Here is a 21,324-nt window from a genome sequence, read left to right as displayed (position 1 = left end):
AGTCCCCCTCTCCTTTTCGGAGAGGGGCTAGGGGTGAGGCGACTACGTCATGGAACCAACTCCCCAACTCGAAGGCGGCACCTACGAAATCCTGCGCGCGCGCCTGCAAGCCAGCGCCACCGACCTCCAAGCCCGCCTCGATAAGCTGAATACGGAGCGCAAAGCCGTGTTCGGGGCTATCGATACGCACTTGCTCGGCACTGGCCGCCTTACTACCGTCAACAACTGCGTGCCGTGGGACATGGTGGCAGTGGGCCGCCGATTCATCTTTGGCTTCAACGTCGTTATTGGCCTCAAGACCGAGACGGAGCTGGCCGACGTGTTTGGGGTGTACCAGTACGAAAACCGCGAGTTCCAGCCCCTACGGCTAGAAATGCTGACCAATCCGCAGTTTCTGGAGGAGTTTCGCAATCTGTATAAGTACTACAAGAACACGCAGTTTGTGAAGTTTGCGGTGCGGGGGCCACACTTGTTTATGGTGTTTCGGGTGGGTAAAAGCGCCAGCGACATCAAGACCTTTAAGTGGCTGCTGGACGAGGAAAACGACTCGCTGAGCTACCTCGACAACCGCAGCGACCACGAGTACACCTACCCGCCGCAGCAGGAGTTTGCGTGGAAGCGGGCCACCCGCGACATGCAGGTGCCGGGCAAATACCCGCACATCAGCATCGAGGACAAGGTGTTTGTCGAAACCATCGGCGGCGACCTCACCATCAAGGTCGAGAACAACACCGAAACCGGCCGCGGCATTTTGGCCGAGCCGGTGGCCGATAAAGACCAGACGCTCGACGACTCGGAAATCCACTACGCGGTGCTGGATAACCTGATACTACTGAAAATCAAGCCCTACCAGGAGCCCGACTACCGCTACTTCCTCTTCAATACCAAGCTGCGCACCGCCCAGCGCCTCGACGCCCTAGCCGAAGCCTGCGTGCTGCTGCCCGACAGCCAGGGCCTGATTTTTCCGCATGGCTTTTACCTGCAAACCGGCGCCAGCAAGCTCTTCGACAACGGCCTGCGCAACATGCAGTTCGAGAAGCGCTTGGCTTCGCCCAATGGGGAGGATTTTCTGTACGTCTTCTACAACCGCGAGAATGGCGCCTACCTGCTGCTCTCGTACAACCTCATTGCCCAGCGCGTCGATAACCCCATTATTTGCCACGGCTACGCACTGTTTGAGGACGGGGAATTGTGCTATTCCCGGGCCGATGAAGAGCCCAAAAAGCACCACGCGGTGCAAATCTGGCAGACGCCCTACGTGGCCCCCGATTTTGAGCTGCCCGTCACCCAAGATTCGGCCCTCTACAAGCTCGGCAACAAGGAGATAGTGCGGGCGATGGCCGAGGTGCAGGAGGTGCTGACGCTGGTGGGTAAGGAGGACAGCTACGCCGGCCTCTACCTCGACCTCATCAAGCGCACGACAACCCTGGCCGATGCCTACCACTGGCTGCGCGACCCCGCCACCCAGGCGCTGGCCGAGCCGCTCGCCGCCATTCAGCAAACCGCCACGGCCGCCGTGGATGAGTTTGATAAAGTGCGCGCTATCCGCAAGAGCACGGCCGAAACCGTGCAGCGCGTGCTGGGCCAGGCCGACGAGCTGCGCGCCCGCGTTGCCCGGATGCCCGACGTGACCGAAGTCAACGACTACGTGCGCTTGCTGGCCGAGCTGCGGGCCGCCCGGGGCGAGGTGATTTCGCTGAAAGAGCTGCGCTACGTGGACGTGCCAGCCGTGGAAAAAGCCGCCGCCGACCTCACCGACGTGAGCAAGCAAGTGGCCGGCCAAACCGTGGAATTTTTGCTGCGGCCCGACGCCCTGAAACCCTACGCCGCCCGCGTGCAAGCCATTGCCGATAGCGTGGAGAAAGTGCAAAAAGTAAGCGAGGCCAACGAGCGCGAAAAGGAAGTCAACGCCGTATCAAGCGAGTTGGAATTGCTAATAGAAGTGGTGGGCAATTTGCCGATGGACGACCCCACGCAAACCACGCGCATCATCGACAGTATTTCCACCATTTACGCGGGCTTCAACCAGATACGGGCGGCCCTGAAGCGGCGGCGGCAGGCGCTGGCGGGCACCGAGGCGCAGGCCGAATTCACGGCCCAGCTCAAGCTGCTGGAGCAAGCTTTGGTAAACTACCTCGACCTAAGCGACACGCCCGCCAAGTGCGACGAATACAGCACCAAGCTGCTCGTGCAGCTAGAAGAGCTGGAAGGCAAATTCCCCGATTTTGACCAGTTTTTAACTCAACTAGCGGAGCGCCGCGAAACGGTGTACGAGGCGTTTGAGTCGCGCAAGGTGAGCCTGGTGGCGGCGCGCAACCAGCGGGCTTCGGCCCTGGCGCAGTCGGCCGAGCGCATCATCAAGGCGGTGCAAAACCGCCTAGGTCGCCTCGAAACGCTGGCCGATATCAACGGCTATTTTGCCGCCGACATGCTGGTGGAGAAGGTGCGCCAGACCGTGCAAGACCTGCTCGACCTAGGCGATACCGTGAAGGCCGATGAGCTGCAAAGCCGCCTCAAAACGGTGAAGGAAGACGCTGTGCGCCAGCTCAAGGACCGCGCCGAGCTATTCACGGACGGCGGGCAGGCGCTGAAATTCGGCTCCTACGCCTTCACCGTCAACACCCAGCCGCTCGACCTCACCATCGTGCTGCGCGATGGCGAGCTGCACTACCACCTCACGGGCACCAATTTCTTCCAGAAGCTTACCGACCCCGCCGTGCTCGGCGCCCGCCCAGTGTGGGACCAGGCGGTGGCTTCCGAAAACCCCGATGTGTATCGCGCCGAGTACCTGGCTTGGCTGGTGCTGCAAGCCGCCGAGCACCCTAGGGCCGCCCAGGCCGACGCGCCCGCCGTGCTAGGCATCGAGGAGCTAGCCAAGCTAACCCCCGAAGAGCTAATTACCTACGTGCAGCACTTCATGGCCCCGCGCTATGCCGAGGGCTACCTCAAAGGTGTGCACGATGCCGATGCCGCTCTGCTGCTCGGAGCGTTGGTGCGCCTCACCCGCACCGCCGACCTGCTGCGCTACCCTGCCACGGTGCGGGCCGCGGCGGCGCTCTACTGGCAGCGCTTTGCGCCCGAAACCCAGCGGGCCAGCTGGCAGCGCCAGCTGCACGGCATCGGGGTGCTGCTCCAGGTTTTTCCCGATGCGCGGGAGTTCAAAGGCCTGATGCAGGACTTGCAGCACGCGGTAGACGAGTTTGCCGCCAGCACCGGCCTCTTCTCCTTAGCAGAAGTAGCCGAGGCCGGCGAGTACTTATTCTACGAATTGACGCGGGGCGAAACCTTCGTGGTGTCGGCCGAGGCGGCCGCGCTGTACGAGCAATTTCAGCAGTCGCTAAAGGAGCGCCGCGCTACCGAGCAATACGAGGCCTCGGTAGCCGCGCTAGCCGACCAGCCAGCCGCGCAGTTTCAGCTGGTGCGGCAGTGGGTAGGGGCGTTTGTGCGGGCGAATCCTGGCGCGGGGTACCCCACCCCCAGCCCCTCCCCTCCGGGAGAGGGGAGCCTAACGTCTGCTGGCGTAAGTAGCAGTAGCACAATTATCAACAATGATAGTCGTCAGGCTCCCCCTCTCCCGGAGGGGAGGGGGCCGGGGGGTGGGGTCCCCACGTCCGGTTCAGTAGAAGCCGCCCTCCTCACCACCTCCTGCGACCCCGCCCGCGTCATCCGCACGCCCCTGCGCGAAACCCTGACGGGCCTCCAAGGCACGCACCCGCGCATTGAGGACCGTAAGTATCAGCTCGATTTCCCCGAGTTCCGCCACCGCCTAGGGCACTACGCCCGCACGGTGGTGCCGCAGTTTGAGGCGTTTCAGCACCTGAAAAAAGACCTGCTGGCCCGCGCCGCCGACGAGCTGCGCCTCAGCGAGTTTCGGCCGCGGGTGCTGGCGTCGTTTGTGCGCAACAAGCTGATTGACGAGGTGTATTTGCCGCTCATTGGGGCCAACCTGGCCAAGCAAATCGGCACGGCGGGGGCCGACAAGCGCACCGACCTCATGGGCCTGTTGCTGCTGGTGTCGCCGCCCGGCTACGGCAAAACCACCCTGCTCGAATACGTGGCCAACCGCCTAGGGCTGATTTTTATGAAAATCAACGGCCCGGCTATCGGCCACGCCGTCACGAGCGTAGACCCCGCCCAGGCCCCCAATTCCGGCGCCCGCGAAGAGCTGCTGAAGCTCAACCTGGCCTTCGAGATGGGCGACAACGTGATGATATATCTCGATGATATTCAGCACTGCAACCCCGAGTTTTTGCAGAAATTTATCTCGCTCTGCGATGCCCAGCGCAAAATCGAGGGCGTGTACCAGGGCCGCGCCAAAACCTACGATTTCCGGGGCCGCAAGGTGGCCGTGGTGATGGCCGGCAACCCCTACACCGAGTCGGGCGAGCAGTTCCGCATCCCCGACATGCTCGCCAACCGCGCCGACATCTACAACCTAGGCGACATCATCGGCGACACCCGGCCCGCCTTCCTGCTTAGCTATATCGAAAATGCGCTGGTGGCCAACCCCACCCTGGCCCGCCTCGTGGCCAAAAGCCAGGCCGACGTGTACCCGCTGCTGCGCCTGGCCGAAACTGGCGACAGCACCGGCCTCGCCTTCGAGGCCACCCACTCGCCCGCCGAAATCGCGGAGTACGTGGCCGTGCTGCAAAAGCTACTGACGTTGCGCGACGTGGTAGCCCGCGTCAACGAGGAGTACATCCGCTCGGCGGCCCAGGCCAATGACTACCGCACCGAGCCGCCCTTCGAGCTCCAGGGCTCGTACCGCAACATGAGCAAGCTGGCCGAAAAAGTCAGCCCAATCCAGAACGACGCCGAAATCCAGGCCCTGCTCGCCACCCACTACACCAGCGAAGCCCAGACCCTGACCAGCGGCACCGAAGCCAACCTGCTCAAGCTCCGCGAGCTGCTCGGCTGGCTCACCCCCGCCGAAGCCGCCCGCTGGGCCGACATCAAAGCCACCTTCGCCCGCAATCTGCGCACCAGCAGCGGCGGCCAGCTGCTCCAGGTCCTCACCCAGCTAGAAAATATCTCTGGCGGCATCGGCGGCATCCGCGAGGCGCTGGGGCGGGAGGGGTAGCTATAAATAAAACGAATAGGCTAGCTCCCCATATTCTCTCTCCGATTTCGATTATATGCTAGATAAACTTAGACTCAGCCTCCCCCTTCGACTGCCAGTTCTGGTTTAAGACTGGCTAGCTGCTTGCTAGGCCTGATTGAGTGGAAACGAAGCTGCCACCTGTGCGTAGTTCCAGCTTTTAACAGCCGCTAGTAGCTATGTGGAAGTCCGTGATTGAAAAGTTTCCGCCCGCTTATTTCACGATGGTGATGGCAACGGGCATTCTGTCGCTGGCGGCCCATGCGCAGCACTTTGAGGGGCTGGCCCATGCGTTGTTCTATTTCAACCTAGGGCTGTTTCCACTATTTGTGGGGCTGCTGGTGCGGGTGCTGGGGTTCTTTGCCGGCGTGAAAGCCGAGCTGACTTCGCACGAGCAAGGCGCTACGTACCTAGCGGTGGTAGCGGCGGCTTGCCTAGTGGGCAACCAAGCGGTGCAGCTGCGCGGCGCCCAGCAGCTCGGGCAGGGGCTGTGGGTATTCGGGGCCGTTTGCTGGGTGGTGTTGCTCTACTGCTTCCTGCTCAGCGTGACGCTGCGGCGCGAGAAGCCGCCGCTGGAAACCGGGCTGGGCGGCAACTGGCTGCTGCTAGTGGTGGCCACGGAGGCGCTGGCTGTATTGGGCGGTGGCCTGGTGCCGCACCTGCCGCTGCCCGCCGAGCTGGCGGTGTTTGGGGTGCTGTGCTTGTTTATGCTGGGTAGTCTGTTTTATGTAGTCATCAGCACGCTCCTCTTTTACCGGCTCACGTTTGTGCGGGTCGAGGAAGACGAGGTTGGGGCGCCGTATTGGATTAGCGTAGGTGGGAGCGCCATCACGGTGCTGGCGGGAACCGGGCTGCTGCCGCTCCTGCCGCAGGTGCCGGCGTTGGCTCCGGTCGCCGGGTTTGTGAAGGGCTGGATAATTTTGTTCTGGGTGGTCAGCACCTGGTGGATACCGTTTGTGACGGTGCTGCGCGCGTGGTACCACCTGCGGGCCCGGCCGGCATTTTCGTATCAGCCTACTACCTGGAGCATGGTTTTCCCGCTGGGCATGTACACGGCGGCTACCGGCCGCTTGGCCGAAGTGCTGCCGCTGCCGTTGCTGAAGAGCATTCCGGCGTATTCTATTTATGTCGCGCTGCTCGCTTGGGGGCTGACCTTCCTAGGTATGCTCTACCACTTGCTTACATCGGCTAAGGCTGCTCAGGCGCCGGCGCAGGGGTGAAGCCTAGCTAAGCTGTCTTGTTGCAACCTAACACACGGTTGTCATTGCGAGCAACGCGAAGCAATCGCACCAGAATAGAACCTAGGTGAGTTCGTCTTGGGGCGATTGCTTCGCGTTGCTCGCAATGACAACCTATTACAGTTATATATATGTCTTACTCCGCTACCAGCAGCGTTTGGGGGGCGGCTTGCTTCACGCGGCCCAGCAGCCAGTCGGTTTGGCGCTTGGTGCGGGCGGCGCACTCGGTGGCGCAGGCTTTTAGTTCTTCGTCGCGGAGGCCTAGGGCGGCTTGGCGGATGACCGTCCAGCAGAGCTGCACTTGCTGGGTGAGCAGCCAGAGGTCGTGCAGGTCGCGCAGTAGGGCGAGCGCGCCGCTGCGGTTTCGGGCAAACAGGTCGCGCTTTAACTTATCGGGCTCGTCTTCTTGCTCTTCCAAGTATTTCTCGACGAAGCCCAGGATTTGGCCGTGGTGGTTGCGCGACCAGGCCGAGAATTTCTGGCATATCTGCTCGATGTCGGGCTCGTCGCGGTGTTTTTCGGCTACGTGCTCGAAGGCGTCGGTGAGCTGCTTTTCGCTGTCTTCGAGCAGGCCTAGGTAGGTGGCGAGGTGCATGGCGGGGCGGGCTTAGGCGTGAACTTTGCGCAGCTTGACGGCGGCGTACTTGAAATGCGGCTGCTTGCTGACCGGGTCCCACTCAGTCAGGGTCAGCTCGTTGGCGGCGCGGGGGCGGTCGGCCTTATCCCAATATCCGTAGTGAAACGGGATGAACACCAGGCCCGGCTCGATGCCGCCCACGCGGGCGGGCTCTAGCACGCGGCCGCGGCGCGAGGTCACCTCCACCATATCGCCTTCGCTGATGCCGTAGCGGGCGGCGTCTTCGGTGGCTAGCTGCACAAAGCTGTCGGGCGCGGCGTCTTGCAGGGCCTTCGAGCGGCCGGTTTTGGTGCGGGTGTGGAAGTGAAACACCACGCGGCCCGTGGTGAGCCACAGCGGGTACTGCTCGTCGGGCTCCTCGTGGGGCGGCTCGTAGTCTACGCCGTGCAAGAAGGCCCGGCCATTGGGGTTGATGGCTTGGTACTCTTCTTTGGAGCGGGGTGCGCCGGTTTCGAGGTCTTCGCCGTAGGTTTCGCAGTACTCGGTGGCGGTGGCAAAAACGCCGTCTTCGTAGAGGTGCTTCTTGCCATCGGGAAACTCCTCGTTGCAAGGCCACTGAATGCCCGAGCCCTCGCTGAGCTTGGCGTAGCTCATGCCGGTGTAGTCGCAGGGGCGGCCGCGGGTGCACTCGCGCCAGGCGTTGAAGGCGTCTTCGGTGGTTTGCCAGGTGCTGGTGAGCAGCGGGGCGCCGTGCTGGTCGCGGAAGTCCATGCGCCGCGAGTAGTCCACAAAAATATCGAAGTCGGAGCGGGCCTCGCCGGGCGGGTTCACGGCCCTGTGCGAGATGTGCACCGTGCGGCCCACGTTGGTAAAGCAGCCAGTTTTCTCGCCCCAAATGGCGGCGGGCAGCACCACGTCGGCATACTTCGTGGTTTCGGTGAGGAAGGCGTCTTGCACGATGACAAACAGGTCTTCCTTGGCCAGAATCTTGCGCGCCCGTGCCAGGTCGGGCATCGATACCAGCGGGTTGGTGCCGCTAATCCAGAGCATTTTGATGGAGCCCGTTTCGCAGTAGCGCCAGATTTGCATGGCGTGGGTAGGCGGCGCCCAGTGCGGAATCTGGTCGGGGTGCACGTTCCAGAGGTCGGCTAGCTCCTGGATGTGAGTTTCGTTGCCCCAGTTGCGGAAGCCGGGCAGGTCGCCGTCGGCGCCGCATTCGCGGGTATTTTGGGCCGTAGGCTGGCCATTCATCTGGTAGATGCCGCTGCCATCGTGCCCCAGCAGGCCGCGCAGCAGGTGCAAGTTGTTGACCTGCACGGCCGACGCGGTGGCTTGCATCGACTGGTACACGCCCTGCAATACGGTCGAGACCAGTGTTTTGCAAGTTCCTAGGATGTCGGCGGCGGCGCGCAGCTTGTCGGCCGGCACGCCGGTGAGGCGCTCCACACGGTCGGGCGTCCACTTGGCCACGGTTTTCTTCAGCTCCTCAAAGCCTAGGGTGTGCGCCTCGATGTAGGCGTGGTTGAGGTGGCCGGCCTCGATGATAAGGTGCAGCAGGCCGTTCATCACCGGGATGTTGGTGCCCACGCGGGGCGCTAGGTGCACGGTGGCTTTCTCGGCGGTGTAGGTGCGGCGCGGGTCTATCACGACCAGCTTGGGCGGGTTGGGGCCGGCCAGCCGGTCGAGTATCCGCATCCAAAGCACCGTTTGCTGCGAGGCGATGTTGTGGCCCACGTGCAAAATGGCCTCCGTGCTATCGAGGTCGGCGTAGGAGCCGGGCTGCCCATCGGAGCCAAACGACGCTTTGAGGGCCGCTGCGGCCGTGGCCGTGCACAGGCGGGTGTTGCCGTCCATGTGCGGCGTGCCTAGGCCGGCTTTGCCCACAATGGCCAGGGCGTAGTATTCTTCCAGAAAGAGCTGGCCCGAGGTATAAAACCCAATGGAGCTGCTGGTGTGCTTGGCTATCAGGTCTTTCGACTTCTGCACAATCAGGCTCATGGCCTCTTCCCAGGTGGCTTCTTCGAGCTGCCCGTTGCGCCGGATGAGCGGCTTGGTGAGGCGGTCGGGGCTGTTGTTGGCCACCCAGCCGTGCAGGCCCTTGGGCCCTAGGCGGCCGTGGTTGACGCTGTCCACGGCCCGGCCGCGCACGCCCACAATGCGGCCGTCTTTCACCCCAATATCAACGCCGCAGCCATTGGAGCACAGCACGCAGGCGCTCTGCACCCAGTGGTCGGGCGCCTCGGTGGTGTGCTCGTCTATGCGGGCGGGCCACTGCTCCTGGCCCTCAAAGCCGGTGCGGGGCCCCCAAATGTCGGTAATACTGTCACGGGTTTCTGGCATACTAGCGGGGCGCAGCACGAATGGCCGCCGCCTGCCGCCCGGCACACGCAACGACCAGCCAGGCCAGTGGCGCAGGCGGCCCCAACCCAGGCAAGATGGGCCGTACTACGGGAGTTCAAGCAAAAAAGGGGGGGCTTTTTTCACTTTATTTCAATGAAGAATAGATGAATGCAAATGCCTCACCAACAGCTTTAAGTGCAAGTTGCTCAAGCTCCGCAAGTTCTTAGGGCATCGCTGCCGAGGCTAGCCGCTGGGCTGGTAGCACCTCTACGTTCGTCCGCCACTTACGCACCAGTAGCGGGCGGCCCTAGGTTCCCTCACTTAGCCAAAATCCTTATAGACGTTTGTCATGCTGAACGCAGTGAAGCATCTCTACCGCTTCGTTGAACGGTTCGGATGAAGCGATAGAGATGCTTCACTGCGTTCAGCATGACCCGTCTTTACGTTTTTCTTAATTCGGGAACAAGTGTAAAGCGTATTCCTAGCAGGCTTGAGGGATACTGGAGGCGCTGGGGCAGGAGGAGGGTGGCGGCGGGTAACAAGTGGCGGGTGTCACCCCGCGCCCGGTGCTACTTTCGCGGCCCTATGACCCTGCACTGGACTACCAAACCCTTCGAGGCCCTTACCCTGGCCGAACTCTATGCCCTGTTACAGCTGCGCAGCGAAGTCTTCGTAGTGGAGCAAACCTGCGCGTTTCAGGATATTGATGGGCACGACCAATCCGCCTACCACCTGCTGGGCTACACCGCCGCGGGCGAGCTGGCGGCCTATGCGCGCCTGTTTGAGGCCGGCCGCAGCTACGACCAAGCCAGCATTGGGCGGGTCGTGACGTCGCCGCGCCACCGGGGCGCCGGCCTGGGTCGCGAGCTGCTGCGCCAAGCCATCGGGCAGTGCGAGGCGCTGTTTGGGGTGCAGCCCATCAAGATTGGGGCGCAGCAGTACCTGCGGGCATTCTACGAAAGCTTCGGCTTCGTGGCAGACGACGAGGGGTATCTAGAAGATGGTATTCCGCACGTGCACATGGTGCGGCCCTAGTAGCCGGCGCGACGCCGAAACCCCGGCCCTGCTCGCCACCCCCTACACCAGCGAAGCCCAGACCCTGACCAGCGGCACCGAAGCCAACCTGCTCAAGCTCCGCGAGCTACTCGGCTGGCTCACTCCCGCCGAAGCCACCCGCTGGGCCGATAGCAACCCCACGTTCGCCCGCAACCTGCGCACCAACAGCGGCGGCCAGCTGCTCCAGGTCCTTACCCAGGCGCTGGGGCGGGAGTAGGGTAGGGCTATCTATTTTTGACTAATGGAAGAAAAAAACGTCGTAGAGTGCTGTACGCATGGGACTAGGTATCCTGCTTATGTTTGCCAGCACTTGAACTTGCAGATGCCCGTCGGCTTCAATGAGCCGTTCACATCAGACCCCGGCGTGACTTATGCAAATGATGAACTCAATGCATGGTGCGACGCTTGCGATGAAGTGCTGACAGAAGCTGGCGAATGGAACGACAAATCGGAGGCTTTCGCAAAAATTAGATTGGTCTGCGATACCTGCTTTTTCGAAATGAAAAAGCTGAACCAAGAATGTCCAGCTAGCTTAATCAGAATGGAAATTACTCAGCTTATTGCATCGTTGCCAAATAGTCACCAAGCAGCTTTTTGCGCGCTCAATTGCGAAAAGATGCTGCCTTCAATAGCAAGGTTTGACGAGGAAGAAAAAAGGCCAGCCCGTGACGTGTTTGAAAGGTCTATTGCCGCCATTTATATTTTCTCAGTAAGCCCGTCTCATTCGCTGGAGGAGTACATAGCTTTAAAGGAAGAAGTCGAATCATTGTGGCCTGATTTGGATGAGACCACAAACAGCTTCGCCTCATATGCTTTTGATGCTTTCGGGGCGATGGTGGAGGCACTGAATTTCGTATTAAGTGGCGAGACAATTCATGCTGCTAATTGCAGCGCTGCTCCGTTAGATACTGTTGATATGTACATACAGGAAGTAGGGGAGGACGAAGCCCCTGCTGCTAGGGCGGAATTAGAAGCGTTTATTCAAGCAAGCCCATTTATGATACGAGAGAATAAAAGGCAGGCGGTGCTATTGGAAGAATTAGCTAAAATGCCTATCATAAATTCGGAAAACCTTGCGTTGCTGAAAAGCTTGAATGAGCAAGACATGCTGGTTGAATTTTCGGTTTTGTAAAACGCTGAAAAACAGATAGACAAGCTGCTTTTGTGGTAGCAATAGATTGCCGCTGCATTAGTAAGTCAGACAATACCTTACTGCCGTGAAATTCACTGCTAATACCATTTCCAAGTCCGTAGTGGGTAAAGGAAGCCGTGAAGCTCACAAAAGCCATCCAAAAAAGGCAGGCGCGTAGCCAATACCACAGCCCTGGAAACCATTGCGCGCATTGCTAATCGCTACTCTTACACCATCCCGCCAAACCTAGCCGGCCGCTAGTGGTTGGAGGAAGCAACGGCTCGTTTCTGAGTGAAACAGCTGTTTTACCCTTCTCCAAACCAAACCACTACCTGCCCAATGGCTGAAGTAAAAGCCCTAGCTGCCAGTGCCGCCCACGGCCAGCTCGAACCGTTTAGCTACGACCCCGGCCCCCTAGGTGCCGAAGAAGTAGACATTGCCGTGGAGTACTGCGGCATCTGCCACTCCGACCTCTCGATGCTCGACAACGAGTGGGGCATCTCGGCCTATCCGTTCGTGCCCGGCCACGAAGCCATCGGCCGCATTGTGGGCCTCGGCGACGTAGCGGCCCAAAAAGGCCTCGAAATCGGCCAGCGCGTGGGCGTGGGCTGGAGCGCCAGCAGCTGCCTGCACTGCGAGCCCTGCCTCCACGGCGACCAGCAGATGTGCACCACCTTGCAGCCCACCATCGTGGGGCGGCACGGGGCCTTTGCGCAGCAGGTGCGCAGCCACTGGGTGTGGGCGGTGCCCATTCCGGAGGGCGTAGACCCCGCCGAGGCCGGCCCGCTGCTGTGCGGCGGCGTCACGGTATTTGCCCCCATCATGGACCACGTGCAGCCCACCGACCGCGTGGGTGTGTTCGGCATCGGTGGCCTGGGCCACATGGCCGTCATGTTCCTCAGCAAGATGGGGTGCGATGTCACGGCCTTCACCTCCAGCCCGCGCAAAATCGAGGAAGCCCACCAGCTAGGGGCCACCCGCACGGCGTCGAGCACCGACAAGGCCGAGCTGAAAAAGCTGGCCCGCACCTTCGACCTGCTGCTCATCACGGCCAACGTGTCGCTCGACTGGAACGACATCATCGCCATGCTCAAGCCCAATGGCCGCCTGCACCTCGTGGGCGCCGTGCTGGAGCCGATTCCGGTCTCGGTGTTCCCGCTGCTGCTCAACAACCAGTCGCTCGGCGCCTCGCCCACCGGCAACCGCGCCCAGATTGATAAGATGCTGCGCTTCTGCGCCCTGCACGACATCAAGCCCCTCACCGAGCATTTCCCCATGAGCCAGGCCAACGCCGCCATGGACCACCTGCGCGCCGGCAAAGCCCACTACCGCATCGTGCTCGACAACGACCTGTAAGGGTTGCTACTAGGTATAAAAAACGGCTTCATCGCAGTGCGATGAGGCCGTTTTTTGTTGTACCGTGGACCCTGCGGGTCCGCGCGTGAGTAGTTCATCGAGTAGTCAGCTACACGGCCCAACAACGATTCGCGCCCTATTTGTCTGCGCGTGAGTAGCTCACAGAGTAACTACCCACGCGCGGACCCGCAGGGTCCACGGTACACTTCTTAGCTCCCCCGTATCTCGTCCTTCAGTTCGGCTACGAACTGGGCAAATTCGGGCTCGCTCTCCACATCGGGGTGCCAGGCCAAGCCGAGTTGGGCCAGGTTGTATTGGTGGCGGGGGCTGAGGGTGGCGCCGGGCAACAGCTGGCCGGTGTCGGGGCTGCGCTCGGGGGCCAGCAGCCAAAGGCGGTCGGCGAGGGCAGTGGTGGTGGCAATGTCGTGGCTCACGATGAGTACGGTATTCAGCTCGTCCATCGTGGTGACCTCCACAATGATTTTCTTGACCTCATCAATCATCGCCACATCGAGGCCCGAAAACGGCTCATCGAGCAATATCAAATGCTCGGAGCACAGCAGCTGTTGCGCAATGGCCGCCCGCTGCCGCTGCCCGCCCGAGAGGTGTGCCGGGTACTTGCCCGCGTGCGCCCCCAGCCCAAAGCGCCCTAGGTAATTCTCGACCCGCACCTTGGCCTCAGCCGCGTCGTGGTGGCGGCGAGCGGCCAGCAAGAGGTTGTCGCGCAAGGAGTAGTGGTTGAACAGCGGGTAGCGCTGCTGCACGTAGCCCACCATGCCGGCCTGCACGGGCTCCTGCGCCTCGCCCACTAGCACGGTGCCGGTGCTCGGGGCCGCGAGCCCCGCCAGCAGTCGGCACAGCACCGACTTGCCGATGCCCGAGCGCCCATAAATGCCCACCACCTGCCCCTGGCTCATGCCGGGCCGAATCACGTCGAGCACCTGGGCATTGAGGTCGCGCAGAATAAGGTCATTGCCGTAGCGCATCGACACGTGGTCGAGGGTGAGCAGCGGTGATTTGTATTGATAAGGAAGGGCGGTCATGGGGAGGTGTGCTGGGGTGTACCGTGGACCCTGCGGGTCCGCGCGTGAAAAGATTGAAAAAGAGAAGTCAATGATGCCAAACCCACGCGCTTTAACGAAAATTGATACGCGCGGACCCGCAGGGTCCACGGTACACCTCGGTGTGGCTTTATCTTGCGGAGTGAGCAATTTGATTCAGTATGAGCGGCGGCTGCCGCACCGCTTGCCACCCGGCGAGGCTATTTTTCTCACCTTCCGGCTAGCCGATACCTTGCCCCGGCAGGTAGTAGCGCAGCTACACGAAGAAGCTGCGCTACTCACCAATAGAGCTGATATCACGCCGGAGCAATTGTATGCCGAGCGGAAAAGGTATTTTGGGCGTTTCGACCGCACACTGGACAGCGCCGACTTTGGCCCTACTTGGCTCCGGCAGCCCGACATTGCTGCTTTGGTCGTGCAGTCGCTCCACTACTTCGATGGCGGCCGGGGCTACGACTTGCTGAGCTATTGCCTGATGCCGAATCATCTGCATATGGTCGTATTGCTGCTACCCGAGGCACCGCCGCTCATTAAAACGTTGCAGCGCCTAAAAAGCTACACGGCTACTCAGGCCAATAAGCTATTAGGCCGTACAGGGGCTTTTTGGCAAGCCGAGAGCTACGACCACGTGGTGCGCAATGGAGAGCTGGAGCGGATAATATCTTATGTATTAGAAAATCCGGTAAAGGCTGGGCTAGTTGATAACTGGGAGCAGTGGCCCTATTCTTACATGAAGTAACTGTACCGTGGACCCTGCGGGTCCGCGCGTGGTAGCACCCGGATGGTAATTACCCTGCTTATCAAAGTCCACCTGTGTACAGTCGGGTGCTACCACGCGCGGACCCGCAGGGTCCACGGTACATTCTTACGCCGCACCTAAGCCCGCGTAAGGAAAAAACACTCTTCTAATCCCCTCAAACGCATAGTCCTGCGCCACCCCTAGGGCCAAAATCACGAGTTGAATCGCCAAAACTCCATCCAAATGCAGGTAGCGGTTCTGTTTGTACAGCAGCAGCCCGATGCCGCCTTCCGATTGATAGAGCGTTTCGACCAGCGTTATCAAGGTCCAGATAATGGCGAAATTCTGGCGGACGACTTCGAGCATGTCGGGGAGCTTGCCGCGCACCACTACTTCCCAAAAGCTGCCCCACTCGCCTAGCCCTAGGGTGCGGGCGTGGTCCAGTTCCTCCTGCGTGGTACCCAGGATAACCTGCGTCATGCCCGTGACGAGGTACACCGTGGCCCCAAACACCAACACCGTCAGCTTCACCTGGTGCCCTGAGCTGAGCATCAGCGCCATAAAAAACGTGAGCCCCGTGAGAGTGAGATACCGCAGCTTGGAGGCCGCAAACGCCAGCGGCCGGAAAAACGGCAGCGCCGTGAGGTACGAAATCAGCAGCGCCAGCACCGTGGCGATGCCCAGCGCCTGCCACGCCGTGGTGAGGCTGGCCCACAACTCTTGCAGCAGCCCTTGGCTGCTGATGAGGCTGCCCAGCGCACCTAGGACCTCGCCAAGGCGCGGAAAAATCTGGAGCGGGTAGAACAGCCAGATAGCCAGCAGCAGGAAAACCTGGGCCGCTACCAGCGCCGCGAACGTGGCGCGATGCGGGTGGGCATTGGGGATGAAAAGCGAGTTCATAGCCTGTTGCGCGGACTTTGTAGTCCGCGTACGAGCGCAGCGAGTGAATGTCGGCTGCGCTCGTAGGTTGGGGAAAAGGGTTCTGGAAAAAGTGACCGCCTATACTCGCTGGCGCTCGTTCGCGGACTACAAAGTCCGCGCAACTAGTTGCCCAGCACCACTTCCACGCGGCGGTTTTGGGCTTTGCCGGCCTCGGTAGCATTGGAGGCTACTGGCTCGGCGGCACCGTGGGCGTACACTTGCACGCGGCCGGCGGGGAAGGCACTGGCGCTTTTGGCTTCGAGCCAATGGGCTACGGCTTCGGCGCGAGCCTCAGAAAGTTGTTGGTTGGCGGCGGGCAGGCCGGTGTTGTCGGTGTAGCCGTGCACGGCCACTTTGAGGCGGCCGGCTACTACGAGGTCGTCGAAGAGCTGGCTGAGCTCGCGCTGGGCGGCAGGGGTGAAGGTGCTCTGGCCGGTGTTAAACTCGATGTTCCAGGCGCGCTTGCTCACGCTGCGGCGGATTTCATCATCGGCGGTGAAGTGCTGGGTTTCGGCCGGGGCCAGGGTTTTGCCTTTATACTGGGCTTGCAGCTGCTTCAGCAGCGTCAGGTCGAGCATGTTGGCTAGGGGCACGTAGGTGGGTAGCTCTTTGGGGTAGAGGCGGCTTTGCACGTCGCCGAAGGTTTTGTACACGGCGGCGTAGATGTTGGTGCCGCCGTTATCGAGGCCGAATAGCGTCAGGTTGTCGCTGAAGTTGAAGGCTTTGCTGCCACCTAGCTCCACTACGTTGCCGGTGCGGTCGGCCTCGCTGGTGCCTTTGTAGTACTTCAGCCAGTAGGCGGCGGGCTTATCTTGGTCGGCGTACACCTGGGCCGATACGTCGGCGGCGCGCTGCAAGGCTTCGGGGTGGCTTTTCACCTGGTCGCCGGCCACGGCAAAGGCGGTTATTAGGCCTTTAACGGCTTTTTGGTGGGCGTCGTACCAGCGCTTGGTGGTCACCATGATATTGGGCATCTGGTTGCTATAGTCCTTGGTGCTCACGATGTTGACGAGGCCGCCTTTTTGCTTGGCGATGTTCACGTCGCCGGGCGTCCAGGTGGCTACGGCGTCGGCGGCTACGTCCACGCTCACGCCGGTGCTGTGGCCGCTTACCACTTTTTGGCGGCTTTCGGGCTTGCCGGTGATGTACTTCTCGGCGGCCACCAGAAAGTCGCTGGCGGCCATGAAGTTCACGGCTTCGGGGTCGTAGGTGGTTTCGTCGGGATTGACCTTTAGGCCGTTGTCGGCGCACCATTTCAGGGCGATGTTCTGGTCGCCATCGCGCAGGTAGCAGGCAATGGTCTTACCTAGGGCCGCTTTGGGGTTGTCGAGCCACTCTTTCGGGCCCATCAGCTTGTCTTCGCCAAAGCTTTTGCCCACCGAGTAGGGGATGATTTGGAGCTGCGTACCAGCCTTTTCGAGCTGGCTCTGCACGGCCGAGAAAGCGGGCAGCCCGTCGCCCATGATGCTCACAATCAGGCCCGGCGTGTTGGGGTTGCTTTGCAGGTCGAGGGCGTTTTTCACGAGGTCGGCCTGCATTTTTGATACGTCGTCCTGGCGCACTATCTGCATGTCCACACCATTGGCAGCCAGGGCCGAGCCCTGGGTGGTGCGGGGGCCACCGTTGGCGAGCATGCCGGCCATCTGGCTGTTCCAGGCCATCACTTCCCACACCACGGCGGTGCCGTTTTCGGCGGGGGCCGTACCGGGCAGCGGGGCCAGCGGCACCACTAGGGTAGCGCGGTTGCCGCTGGCAGAGGCGGGTAGCTCGATGGAGCTGAGAAGAACCGATTGGGTATCGGCTTTTTTGAAGAATCGGTTGCTGGCGACCAGCTTATTAATGCCAAAGTAGGCGAGGGCGAAAAAGATGACGCCCAATACGATTTTACCGCGCGTTGTCATGGGGGAGGGTAGTGTACCGTGGACCCTGCGGGTCCGCGAGTGAATAGTTTAAAAAGAAAGATGTTGAGCCTTTAGGCCATTTAACTCGCGGACCCGCAGGGTCCACGGTACAGCAGGTGCTACAGTAGCACGGCGCAGAGTAGCAGGGCCAGCAGGCCACTAATCAAGCAGGCTAGAATAGGCATCATCGGAGCGTTGTTTAGTGGCGGCTACAGAAGTGGAAACGGGGGTTTTGGTGCTGTCCATGAGGGCGTTGAAATCGCCTTTCTGGTAGCGGTCGAGCAGGCGCTGGCCTTTCTCGCTCATCACGCCGTTCTGGATGTCCATCTCCTTCACGAACTCCTGCGAGTAGCGCATGGCCTGCTTGATTTGGCCTAATTGCTGGGCCATGTCTTGGGCCACGCGGTCGGTGGCGAGGTCGAAGAAGTACTTCTTATCGGGGTCGCCGCGCAGGATGTTCATGGCGGCGCGCATGCCCGAGCTGGTGCGTTTCACGAGCTCGTATTCGTCTTTCAAGAGGCCGACTTTGAACTTGCTGCCGTCAATCTGGCGCAGGGCGGCTTTCAGGATTTGGCGCATTACCACGGTCACGTTGGCGGTGGTGGTAGCCATCGGCTGGAGGCGCTGGTTGTAATCCAGAATTTGGGCGGCGCGACTGGCGTAGGCTTCGGCGGCGTCCTTTTCGTTTTGACGGGTGGCCGAGTCGGCCAGGGCCAGGTACTCTTTCATTTGCTGCTCGTTGGCGGCGAGCTTGCGCTTCACCAGCTCGTGGGCACCCTCGATGTGGCCGATTTCGCCTTCCATCTGGCGGGCCTCCTTCTCGGTGTTCGAGATGTAGTCCTCCATGATGCCGATGGGGTCGGTGTTCACGAAAATGCCCGCCAGCGTCCGCAGCACCCGCTGCCCGGCGTACCAGAGCCCGGTTTGAATCCGCTTGTTGGTGCCCAGCAAAAACAGCAGGAACAGCGCCCCTAGGCCGATGCCGAGCTTCACGCTATCAAACACGATGTCAACGAGGTAGGGCACAATTTGGCCCCAGTAGTACACGCCCGCGCCGGCCGCGCCGACCATCACGAAGGCGCCGGCTACTTTCTCAGGCCGCTGCCACTTGGGCAGGCTCGGGTTGAGGTCGGTGGAAAGAAGAGTTTTCATAATTCAGAAAGACGGTTTAGTTACTTGATGAGAAATGACTTAGTGGCTTGTTGATGCACTTGCAATTCGGCCATGGCCGCAGCATTGGCCAGCTCGTAGCTGGCGAGGGCGGCCTGGGCTTTGGTGCTTTCCTGTTGAAGCTGCTGCTGGGTGTCTTGCAGCTGCTGGCTCTTGTCGGTGAGCTGCTTGCTGAGGGCGGCCACATCGGCTTGCAGCTGGGCCTCTTGGTTGCGGAGCTGGGCCAGGACGCTAGGGGCGCCTTTGAGCGGCACAGTTTCGCCGGTTTTTTCGCGGTGGTGCGCCTGCACTTTGGCGCGGTCGTCGACCAGCTTTTGGGTGAGTGCGTCGGCCGAGGTGAGCAGGGTAGGGAGGTCGAGCCCGGTCACGGCCGAAAAGGCGTTGAAGGCCGTTTGGTAGAGCAGCGGGCCGCTGAGGCCGCTGGCCGCAAGGCTCTTTACCATTTTGGTAAAGGCGTGGAAGTCGTGCCCGTCGCCGGCCAAAAGCTGGGCAATGTGGTCGAGGTGGCGCTGCTCGGGCTGTGCCTGGCCGGGTGCCAGGTTGGCCAGCGCCGGAGCGGGGGCAGCAGGCAGCGGCCGGGCGGCAGCCGTTGCGGCGGGAGCGGCGTGGCCTTCTTCGACGAAGAAGTCCTTGACGCCCTTAGCCAGATTATCCAGAATAGCCATTGTCGGTAGGAGCATGTAGGTGATTGATGTGTACCTAATGCCAAGACTGATGCCGACTCGGAGGAATGGCTTAGATATTCTATGTAATGTGCTTTATATCAAATTGCTAAATAAAAAATCCCGTCCGGCACGGGGCCGAACGGGACGTTATTTTTTCAAAATGGAAAGCCGGTTTTTGCTGAAATGAAAAACCGGTGGGGTGATTTAGCCTCGGCCGAAGCGGTAGCGCAGACCTAGGGCCATTGTGGCTTGTAGGCGAGGTCTGGGACTATAAATACTATTGCTGTAGTTGCCGCCAAGTATAGGTAGGTCAAAAGTGAGGTCGTACACTACATCTAGGCGTGAAACTACGCGGTAGCGTAGGCTAGGGCCTAGGCTCAGGAGCGCACTTTTATAAGTAGAGGTGTAGTCAAAAGGTGTAGCGCTGGGAGTAGCTGGGCGATTATCGAAGTAAGTGCCTTTATCGTTATAAGCGCTGTATTCGAACTTTGCCCCACCAAGCAGGTCTGCTTGAAAGCGATGCTCGAGCTTTCGCGTGAGAGTATAGCGGGCCAGCAGCGAAGTAGTAGTGCTGCGTTCTGAGTAGCTGCCAACTGAATAGGCGACAGGGATTCCATTATTGTAGTAACCATTTTGGCCATCGTAAGTAGAGCGATTGCCGCTGTAGACCACTCCTAGTTGCACCGCCAGCCGTGGCCGCAGTTGGTAACCTACTAAGGCCTGTACTGGTATGCGGGCGCCATTGCCCCAACTGCCTAAATCCTGATGAGAGCTACTATATACCCCTAGGCCACCATAGAAACGTAGCGCGGCTGCCGGGTCAGTAGTTTGGGCGTAGCCCGCGAAGGAGGAGCCTAATAATAGTGTACCTAAAGTAAGGCGAAAGAGGAACATAGCTATGGGAAAGAAAGCGTACTGCAAGTAAGTGCCATTTTGACGATTAAGCGTTGCAGTATCAGATTAATAAAAATTGAGCAGTCAGCCATTTGCTAGAGGGATGGACAACCTTTGTAATAGATAGGAGGCCAGCCGCAATAGGCCCAACGGCGCCATAAACAAGTCGCTGTAGTTGGCGTTACACTACCTAGTTATGATTGCTCTGCACCCCAACACCGCCGCGCTCTACGGCCGCCCGGCCGTGGAAATCAATCCGCCGCAGCCCGAACTGCGGGTAGAGCGCTACCAGCTTGATGCTATGCAGGTGCCCGCCCACGCGCACGCCGAGCACCTGCTGCTGCTGCATCAGGGCCAGCAGCCCTTGCGCTCGCGCCGCCGCAGCGGGAGTAGGGTGGAAGAGGACCTTTTTCATTTTGGTGATGGTGGCCTGTACCCAGCTGGTGAGTACGGCCCGCTGGCTTGGGACGGGCCCGCTGATGTCATCCACCTGCACCTGAACCCTCAACTGTTGGAAAACCGCGCCCGCCAAGGGCTCGACCTTAGCTACTTCGCCCTGCGCGACCAGTTTCGGCTAGAAGATGGCCTGCTGACCCACCTAGGGCGGCAGCTGCTGACTGCCACCGGGGCTGGGCACGCCCTAGGGCAGCTCTACGCCGAGTCGCTAACCACGGCCCTGAGCCTGCACCTTATCACGCACTACGCCACTTTCGAGCGGCGCATTGCCAATGACAGCGCCCGGCTGCCCAATGCGGTGCTGGCGCGCATAGATGCTTATATAGAGGCCACGGCCGAGCAGCCCATCACGCTGGCGGCGCTAGCCGATTTGGCTAATCTGAGCGTGTTCCACTTTGCCCGCCGCTTCAAGCACACTACCGGCCGCACGCCCTACCAGTACGTGCTCGACTGGAAAATAACCCGCGCCCGCCAGCTGCTACGGGCCGGCGAGCTGCCAGTGGCGGCCATCAGCGATGCGCTGGGCTTTGCCTCGCCGGCGCACTTCGCGGCAGCTTTCAAGCGAGTAGTGGGCCAGAGCCCGCGTGAGTTTCAGCGCGGGTAGGGGGCCGGGCAAAAGAGCAAGGATTCGTAAGAAACGAGCAAGAATTGGGCGGACCTAGGGGGATGTCGGGGAGGAATTTTGCAGCACGCAAATCAGCAGCAGTTAGCTGCTACATC

The 21,324-nt window shown here is 60.6% G+C and carries 16 protein-coding genes; 8 read left to right on the top strand and 8 right to left on the bottom strand.

Annotated elements, in window-relative coordinates; genetic code table 11:
* The first annotated feature begins 49 nt into the window (after window positions 1-49).
* Window positions 50-5,080, top strand: a complete 5,031-nt coding sequence (locus FNT36_RS17910; protein WP_144850469.1) for a DNA repair ATPase — start codon at window positions 50-52, stop codon at window positions 5,078-5,080.
* A 197-nt stretch (window positions 5,081-5,277) separates the two neighbouring features.
* Window positions 5,278-6,318 carry a tellurite resistance/C4-dicarboxylate transporter family protein gene (locus FNT36_RS17905; RefSeq protein ID WP_144850467.1) on the top strand — a complete coding sequence of 347 codons (1,041 nt, stop codon included), beginning with the start codon at window positions 5,278-5,280 and terminating at the stop codon, window positions 6,316-6,318.
* A gap of 154 nt (window positions 6,319-6,472) precedes the next feature.
* Here FNT36_RS17905 and FNT36_RS17900 read toward each other — a convergent pair whose 3' ends face one another.
* Window positions 6,473-6,931 carry a molybdopterin oxidoreductase gene (locus FNT36_RS17900; protein ID WP_144850464.1) on the bottom strand — a complete coding sequence of 153 codons (459 nt, stop codon included), beginning with the start codon at window positions 6,929-6,931 and terminating at the stop codon, window positions 6,473-6,475.
* A gap of 12 nt (window positions 6,932-6,943) precedes the next feature.
* Complete coding sequence (locus FNT36_RS17895; protein ID WP_144850462.1) at window positions 6,944-9,253, bottom strand: molybdopterin oxidoreductase family protein; 2,310 nt, start codon at window positions 9,251-9,253, stop codon at window positions 6,944-6,946.
* 585 nt (window positions 9,254-9,838) lie between these two features.
* Between FNT36_RS17895 and FNT36_RS17890 the strand changes: the two genes are divergently transcribed.
* The 4 genes from FNT36_RS17890 (at window position 9,839) to ahr (ending at window position 12,797) form a co-directional block, all read left to right on the top strand.
* Complete coding sequence (locus tag FNT36_RS17890) at window positions 9,839-10,288, top strand: GNAT family N-acetyltransferase (protein WP_144850460.1); 450 nt, start codon at window positions 9,839-9,841, stop codon at window positions 10,286-10,288.
* Window positions 10,254-10,526, top strand: a complete 273-nt coding sequence (locus FNT36_RS17885) for a hypothetical protein (RefSeq protein WP_144850458.1) — start codon at window positions 10,254-10,256, stop codon at window positions 10,524-10,526. The genes FNT36_RS17890 and FNT36_RS17885 overlap by 35 nt, the downstream gene beginning before the upstream one ends.
* A gap of 24 nt (window positions 10,527-10,550) precedes the next feature.
* Window positions 10,551-11,441 (top strand): DUF416 family protein, encoded by an 891-nt coding sequence (locus FNT36_RS17880; protein ID WP_144850456.1) that lies wholly within the window; start codon window positions 10,551-10,553, stop codon window positions 11,439-11,441.
* A gap of 339 nt (window positions 11,442-11,780) precedes the next feature.
* A complete protein-coding gene (ahr, locus tag FNT36_RS17875; protein ID WP_144850454.1) occupies window positions 11,781-12,797 on the top strand; it encodes an NADPH-dependent aldehyde reductase Ahr in 1,017 nt (338 codons plus the stop codon).
* 209 nt (window positions 12,798-13,006) lie between these two features.
* Here the strand turns inward: ahr and FNT36_RS17870 are convergent, their stop codons facing one another.
* Window positions 13,007-13,840, bottom strand: coding sequence for an ATP-binding cassette domain-containing protein (locus FNT36_RS17870; RefSeq protein ID WP_144850452.1), 834 nt, complete (start codon window positions 13,838-13,840; stop codon window positions 13,007-13,009).
* A 160-nt stretch (window positions 13,841-14,000) separates the two neighbouring features.
* Here FNT36_RS17870 and FNT36_RS17865 point away from each other — a divergent pair, with 160 nt between their 5' ends.
* Complete coding sequence (locus tag FNT36_RS17865; RefSeq protein ID WP_233636025.1) at window positions 14,001-14,597, top strand: transposase; 597 nt, start codon at window positions 14,001-14,003, stop codon at window positions 14,595-14,597.
* Window positions 14,598-14,723: 126 nt separating this feature from the next.
* On the opposite strand, the gene FNT36_RS17860 is transcribed toward FNT36_RS17865, so the two are convergent.
* The 5 genes from FNT36_RS17860 to FNT36_RS17840 all read right to left on the bottom strand — a co-directional run bounded on the left by FNT36_RS17860 (window position 14,724) and on the right by FNT36_RS17840 (window position 20,148).
* Window positions 14,724-15,497 carry an ABC transporter permease gene (locus FNT36_RS17860; RefSeq protein WP_144850450.1) on the bottom strand — a complete coding sequence of 258 codons (774 nt, stop codon included), beginning with the start codon at window positions 15,495-15,497 and terminating at the stop codon, window positions 14,724-14,726.
* 143 nt (window positions 15,498-15,640) lie between these two features.
* The gene (locus FNT36_RS17855; RefSeq protein ID WP_144850448.1) at window positions 15,641-17,419 is read right to left on the bottom strand and encodes an OmpA family protein; all 1,779 of its coding nucleotides are present in this window, start codon (window positions 17,417-17,419) and stop codon (window positions 15,641-15,643) included.
* A gap of 159 nt (window positions 17,420-17,578) precedes the next feature.
* Complete coding sequence (locus tag FNT36_RS17850) at window positions 17,579-18,571, bottom strand: hypothetical protein (protein ID WP_144850446.1); 993 nt, start codon at window positions 18,569-18,571, stop codon at window positions 17,579-17,581.
* 20 nt (window positions 18,572-18,591) lie between these two features.
* Window positions 18,592-19,269: a hypothetical protein gene (locus tag FNT36_RS17845; RefSeq protein WP_144850444.1), complete on the bottom strand. Its 678-nt coding sequence runs from the start codon at window positions 19,267-19,269 to the stop codon at window positions 18,592-18,594.
* A 189-nt stretch (window positions 19,270-19,458) separates the two neighbouring features.
* Entirely contained in the window at window positions 19,459-20,148 is a 690-nt protein-coding gene (locus tag FNT36_RS17840) for a hypothetical protein (protein WP_144850442.1), read from the bottom strand.
* 196 nt (window positions 20,149-20,344) lie between these two features.
* On the opposite strand from FNT36_RS17840, the gene FNT36_RS17835 reads away from it, so the two are divergent.
* Window positions 20,345-21,208, top strand: coding sequence for a helix-turn-helix transcriptional regulator (locus FNT36_RS17835; RefSeq protein WP_144850440.1), 864 nt, complete (start codon window positions 20,345-20,347; stop codon window positions 21,206-21,208).
* The last annotated feature ends 116 nt before the right edge of the window (window positions 21,209-21,324 follow it).

It is taken from the genome of Hymenobacter setariae, from assembly GCF_007713685.1.
In the GTDB taxonomy this organism is placed as follows: domain Bacteria; phylum Bacteroidota; class Bacteroidia; order Cytophagales; family Hymenobacteraceae; genus Hymenobacter; species Hymenobacter setariae.
The sequence above is the reverse complement of the archived record's forward strand: the minus strand, read 5'-3'. Positions and strand labels throughout refer to the sequence as shown.

What these genes read in the sequence shown, in the direction of transcription:
- FNT36_RS17880 (WP_144850456.1), top strand. Translation starts at nt 10,551, where the DNA reads ATGGAAGAAAAAAACGTCGTAGAGTGCTGTACGCATGGGACTAGGTAT.
- FNT36_RS17860 (WP_144850450.1), bottom strand. Translation starts at nt 15,497, where the DNA reads ATGAACTCGCTTTTCATCCCCAATGCCCACCCGCATCGCGCCACGTTC.
- FNT36_RS17840 (WP_144850442.1), bottom strand. Translation starts at nt 20,148, where the DNA reads ATGTTCCTCTTTCGCCTTACTTTAGGTACACTATTATTAGGCTCCTCC.
- FNT36_RS17910 (WP_144850469.1), top strand. Translation starts at nt 50, where the DNA reads ATGGAACCAACTCCCCAACTCGAAGGCGGCACCTACGAAATCCTGCGC.
- FNT36_RS17905 (WP_144850467.1), top strand. Translation starts at nt 5,278, where the DNA reads ATGTGGAAGTCCGTGATTGAAAAGTTTCCGCCCGCTTATTTCACGATG.
- FNT36_RS17870 (WP_144850452.1), bottom strand. Translation starts at nt 13,840, where the DNA reads ATGACCGCCCTTCCTTATCAATACAAATCACCGCTGCTCACCCTCGAC.
- FNT36_RS17850 (WP_144850446.1), bottom strand. Translation starts at nt 18,571, where the DNA reads ATGAAAACTCTTCTTTCCACCGACCTCAACCCGAGCCTGCCCAAGTGG.
- FNT36_RS17895 (WP_144850462.1), bottom strand. Translation starts at nt 9,253, where the DNA reads ATGCCAGAAACCCGTGACAGTATTACCGACATTTGGGGGCCCCGCACC.
- FNT36_RS17885 (WP_144850458.1), top strand. Translation starts at nt 10,254, where the DNA reads ATGGTATTCCGCACGTGCACATGGTGCGGCCCTAGTAGCCGGCGCGAC.
- FNT36_RS17835 (WP_144850440.1), top strand. Translation starts at nt 20,345, where the DNA reads ATGATTGCTCTGCACCCCAACACCGCCGCGCTCTACGGCCGCCCGGCC.
- FNT36_RS17900 (WP_144850464.1), bottom strand. Translation starts at nt 6,931, where the DNA reads ATGCACCTCGCCACCTACCTAGGCCTGCTCGAAGACAGCGAAAAGCAG.
- FNT36_RS17890 (WP_144850460.1), top strand. Translation starts at nt 9,839, where the DNA reads ATGACCCTGCACTGGACTACCAAACCCTTCGAGGCCCTTACCCTGGCC.
- ahr (WP_144850454.1), top strand. Translation starts at nt 11,781, where the DNA reads ATGGCTGAAGTAAAAGCCCTAGCTGCCAGTGCCGCCCACGGCCAGCTC.
- FNT36_RS17845 (WP_144850444.1), bottom strand. Translation starts at nt 19,269, where the DNA reads ATGCTCCTACCGACAATGGCTATTCTGGATAATCTGGCTAAGGGCGTC.
- FNT36_RS17855 (WP_144850448.1), bottom strand. Translation starts at nt 17,419, where the DNA reads ATGACAACGCGCGGTAAAATCGTATTGGGCGTCATCTTTTTCGCCCTC.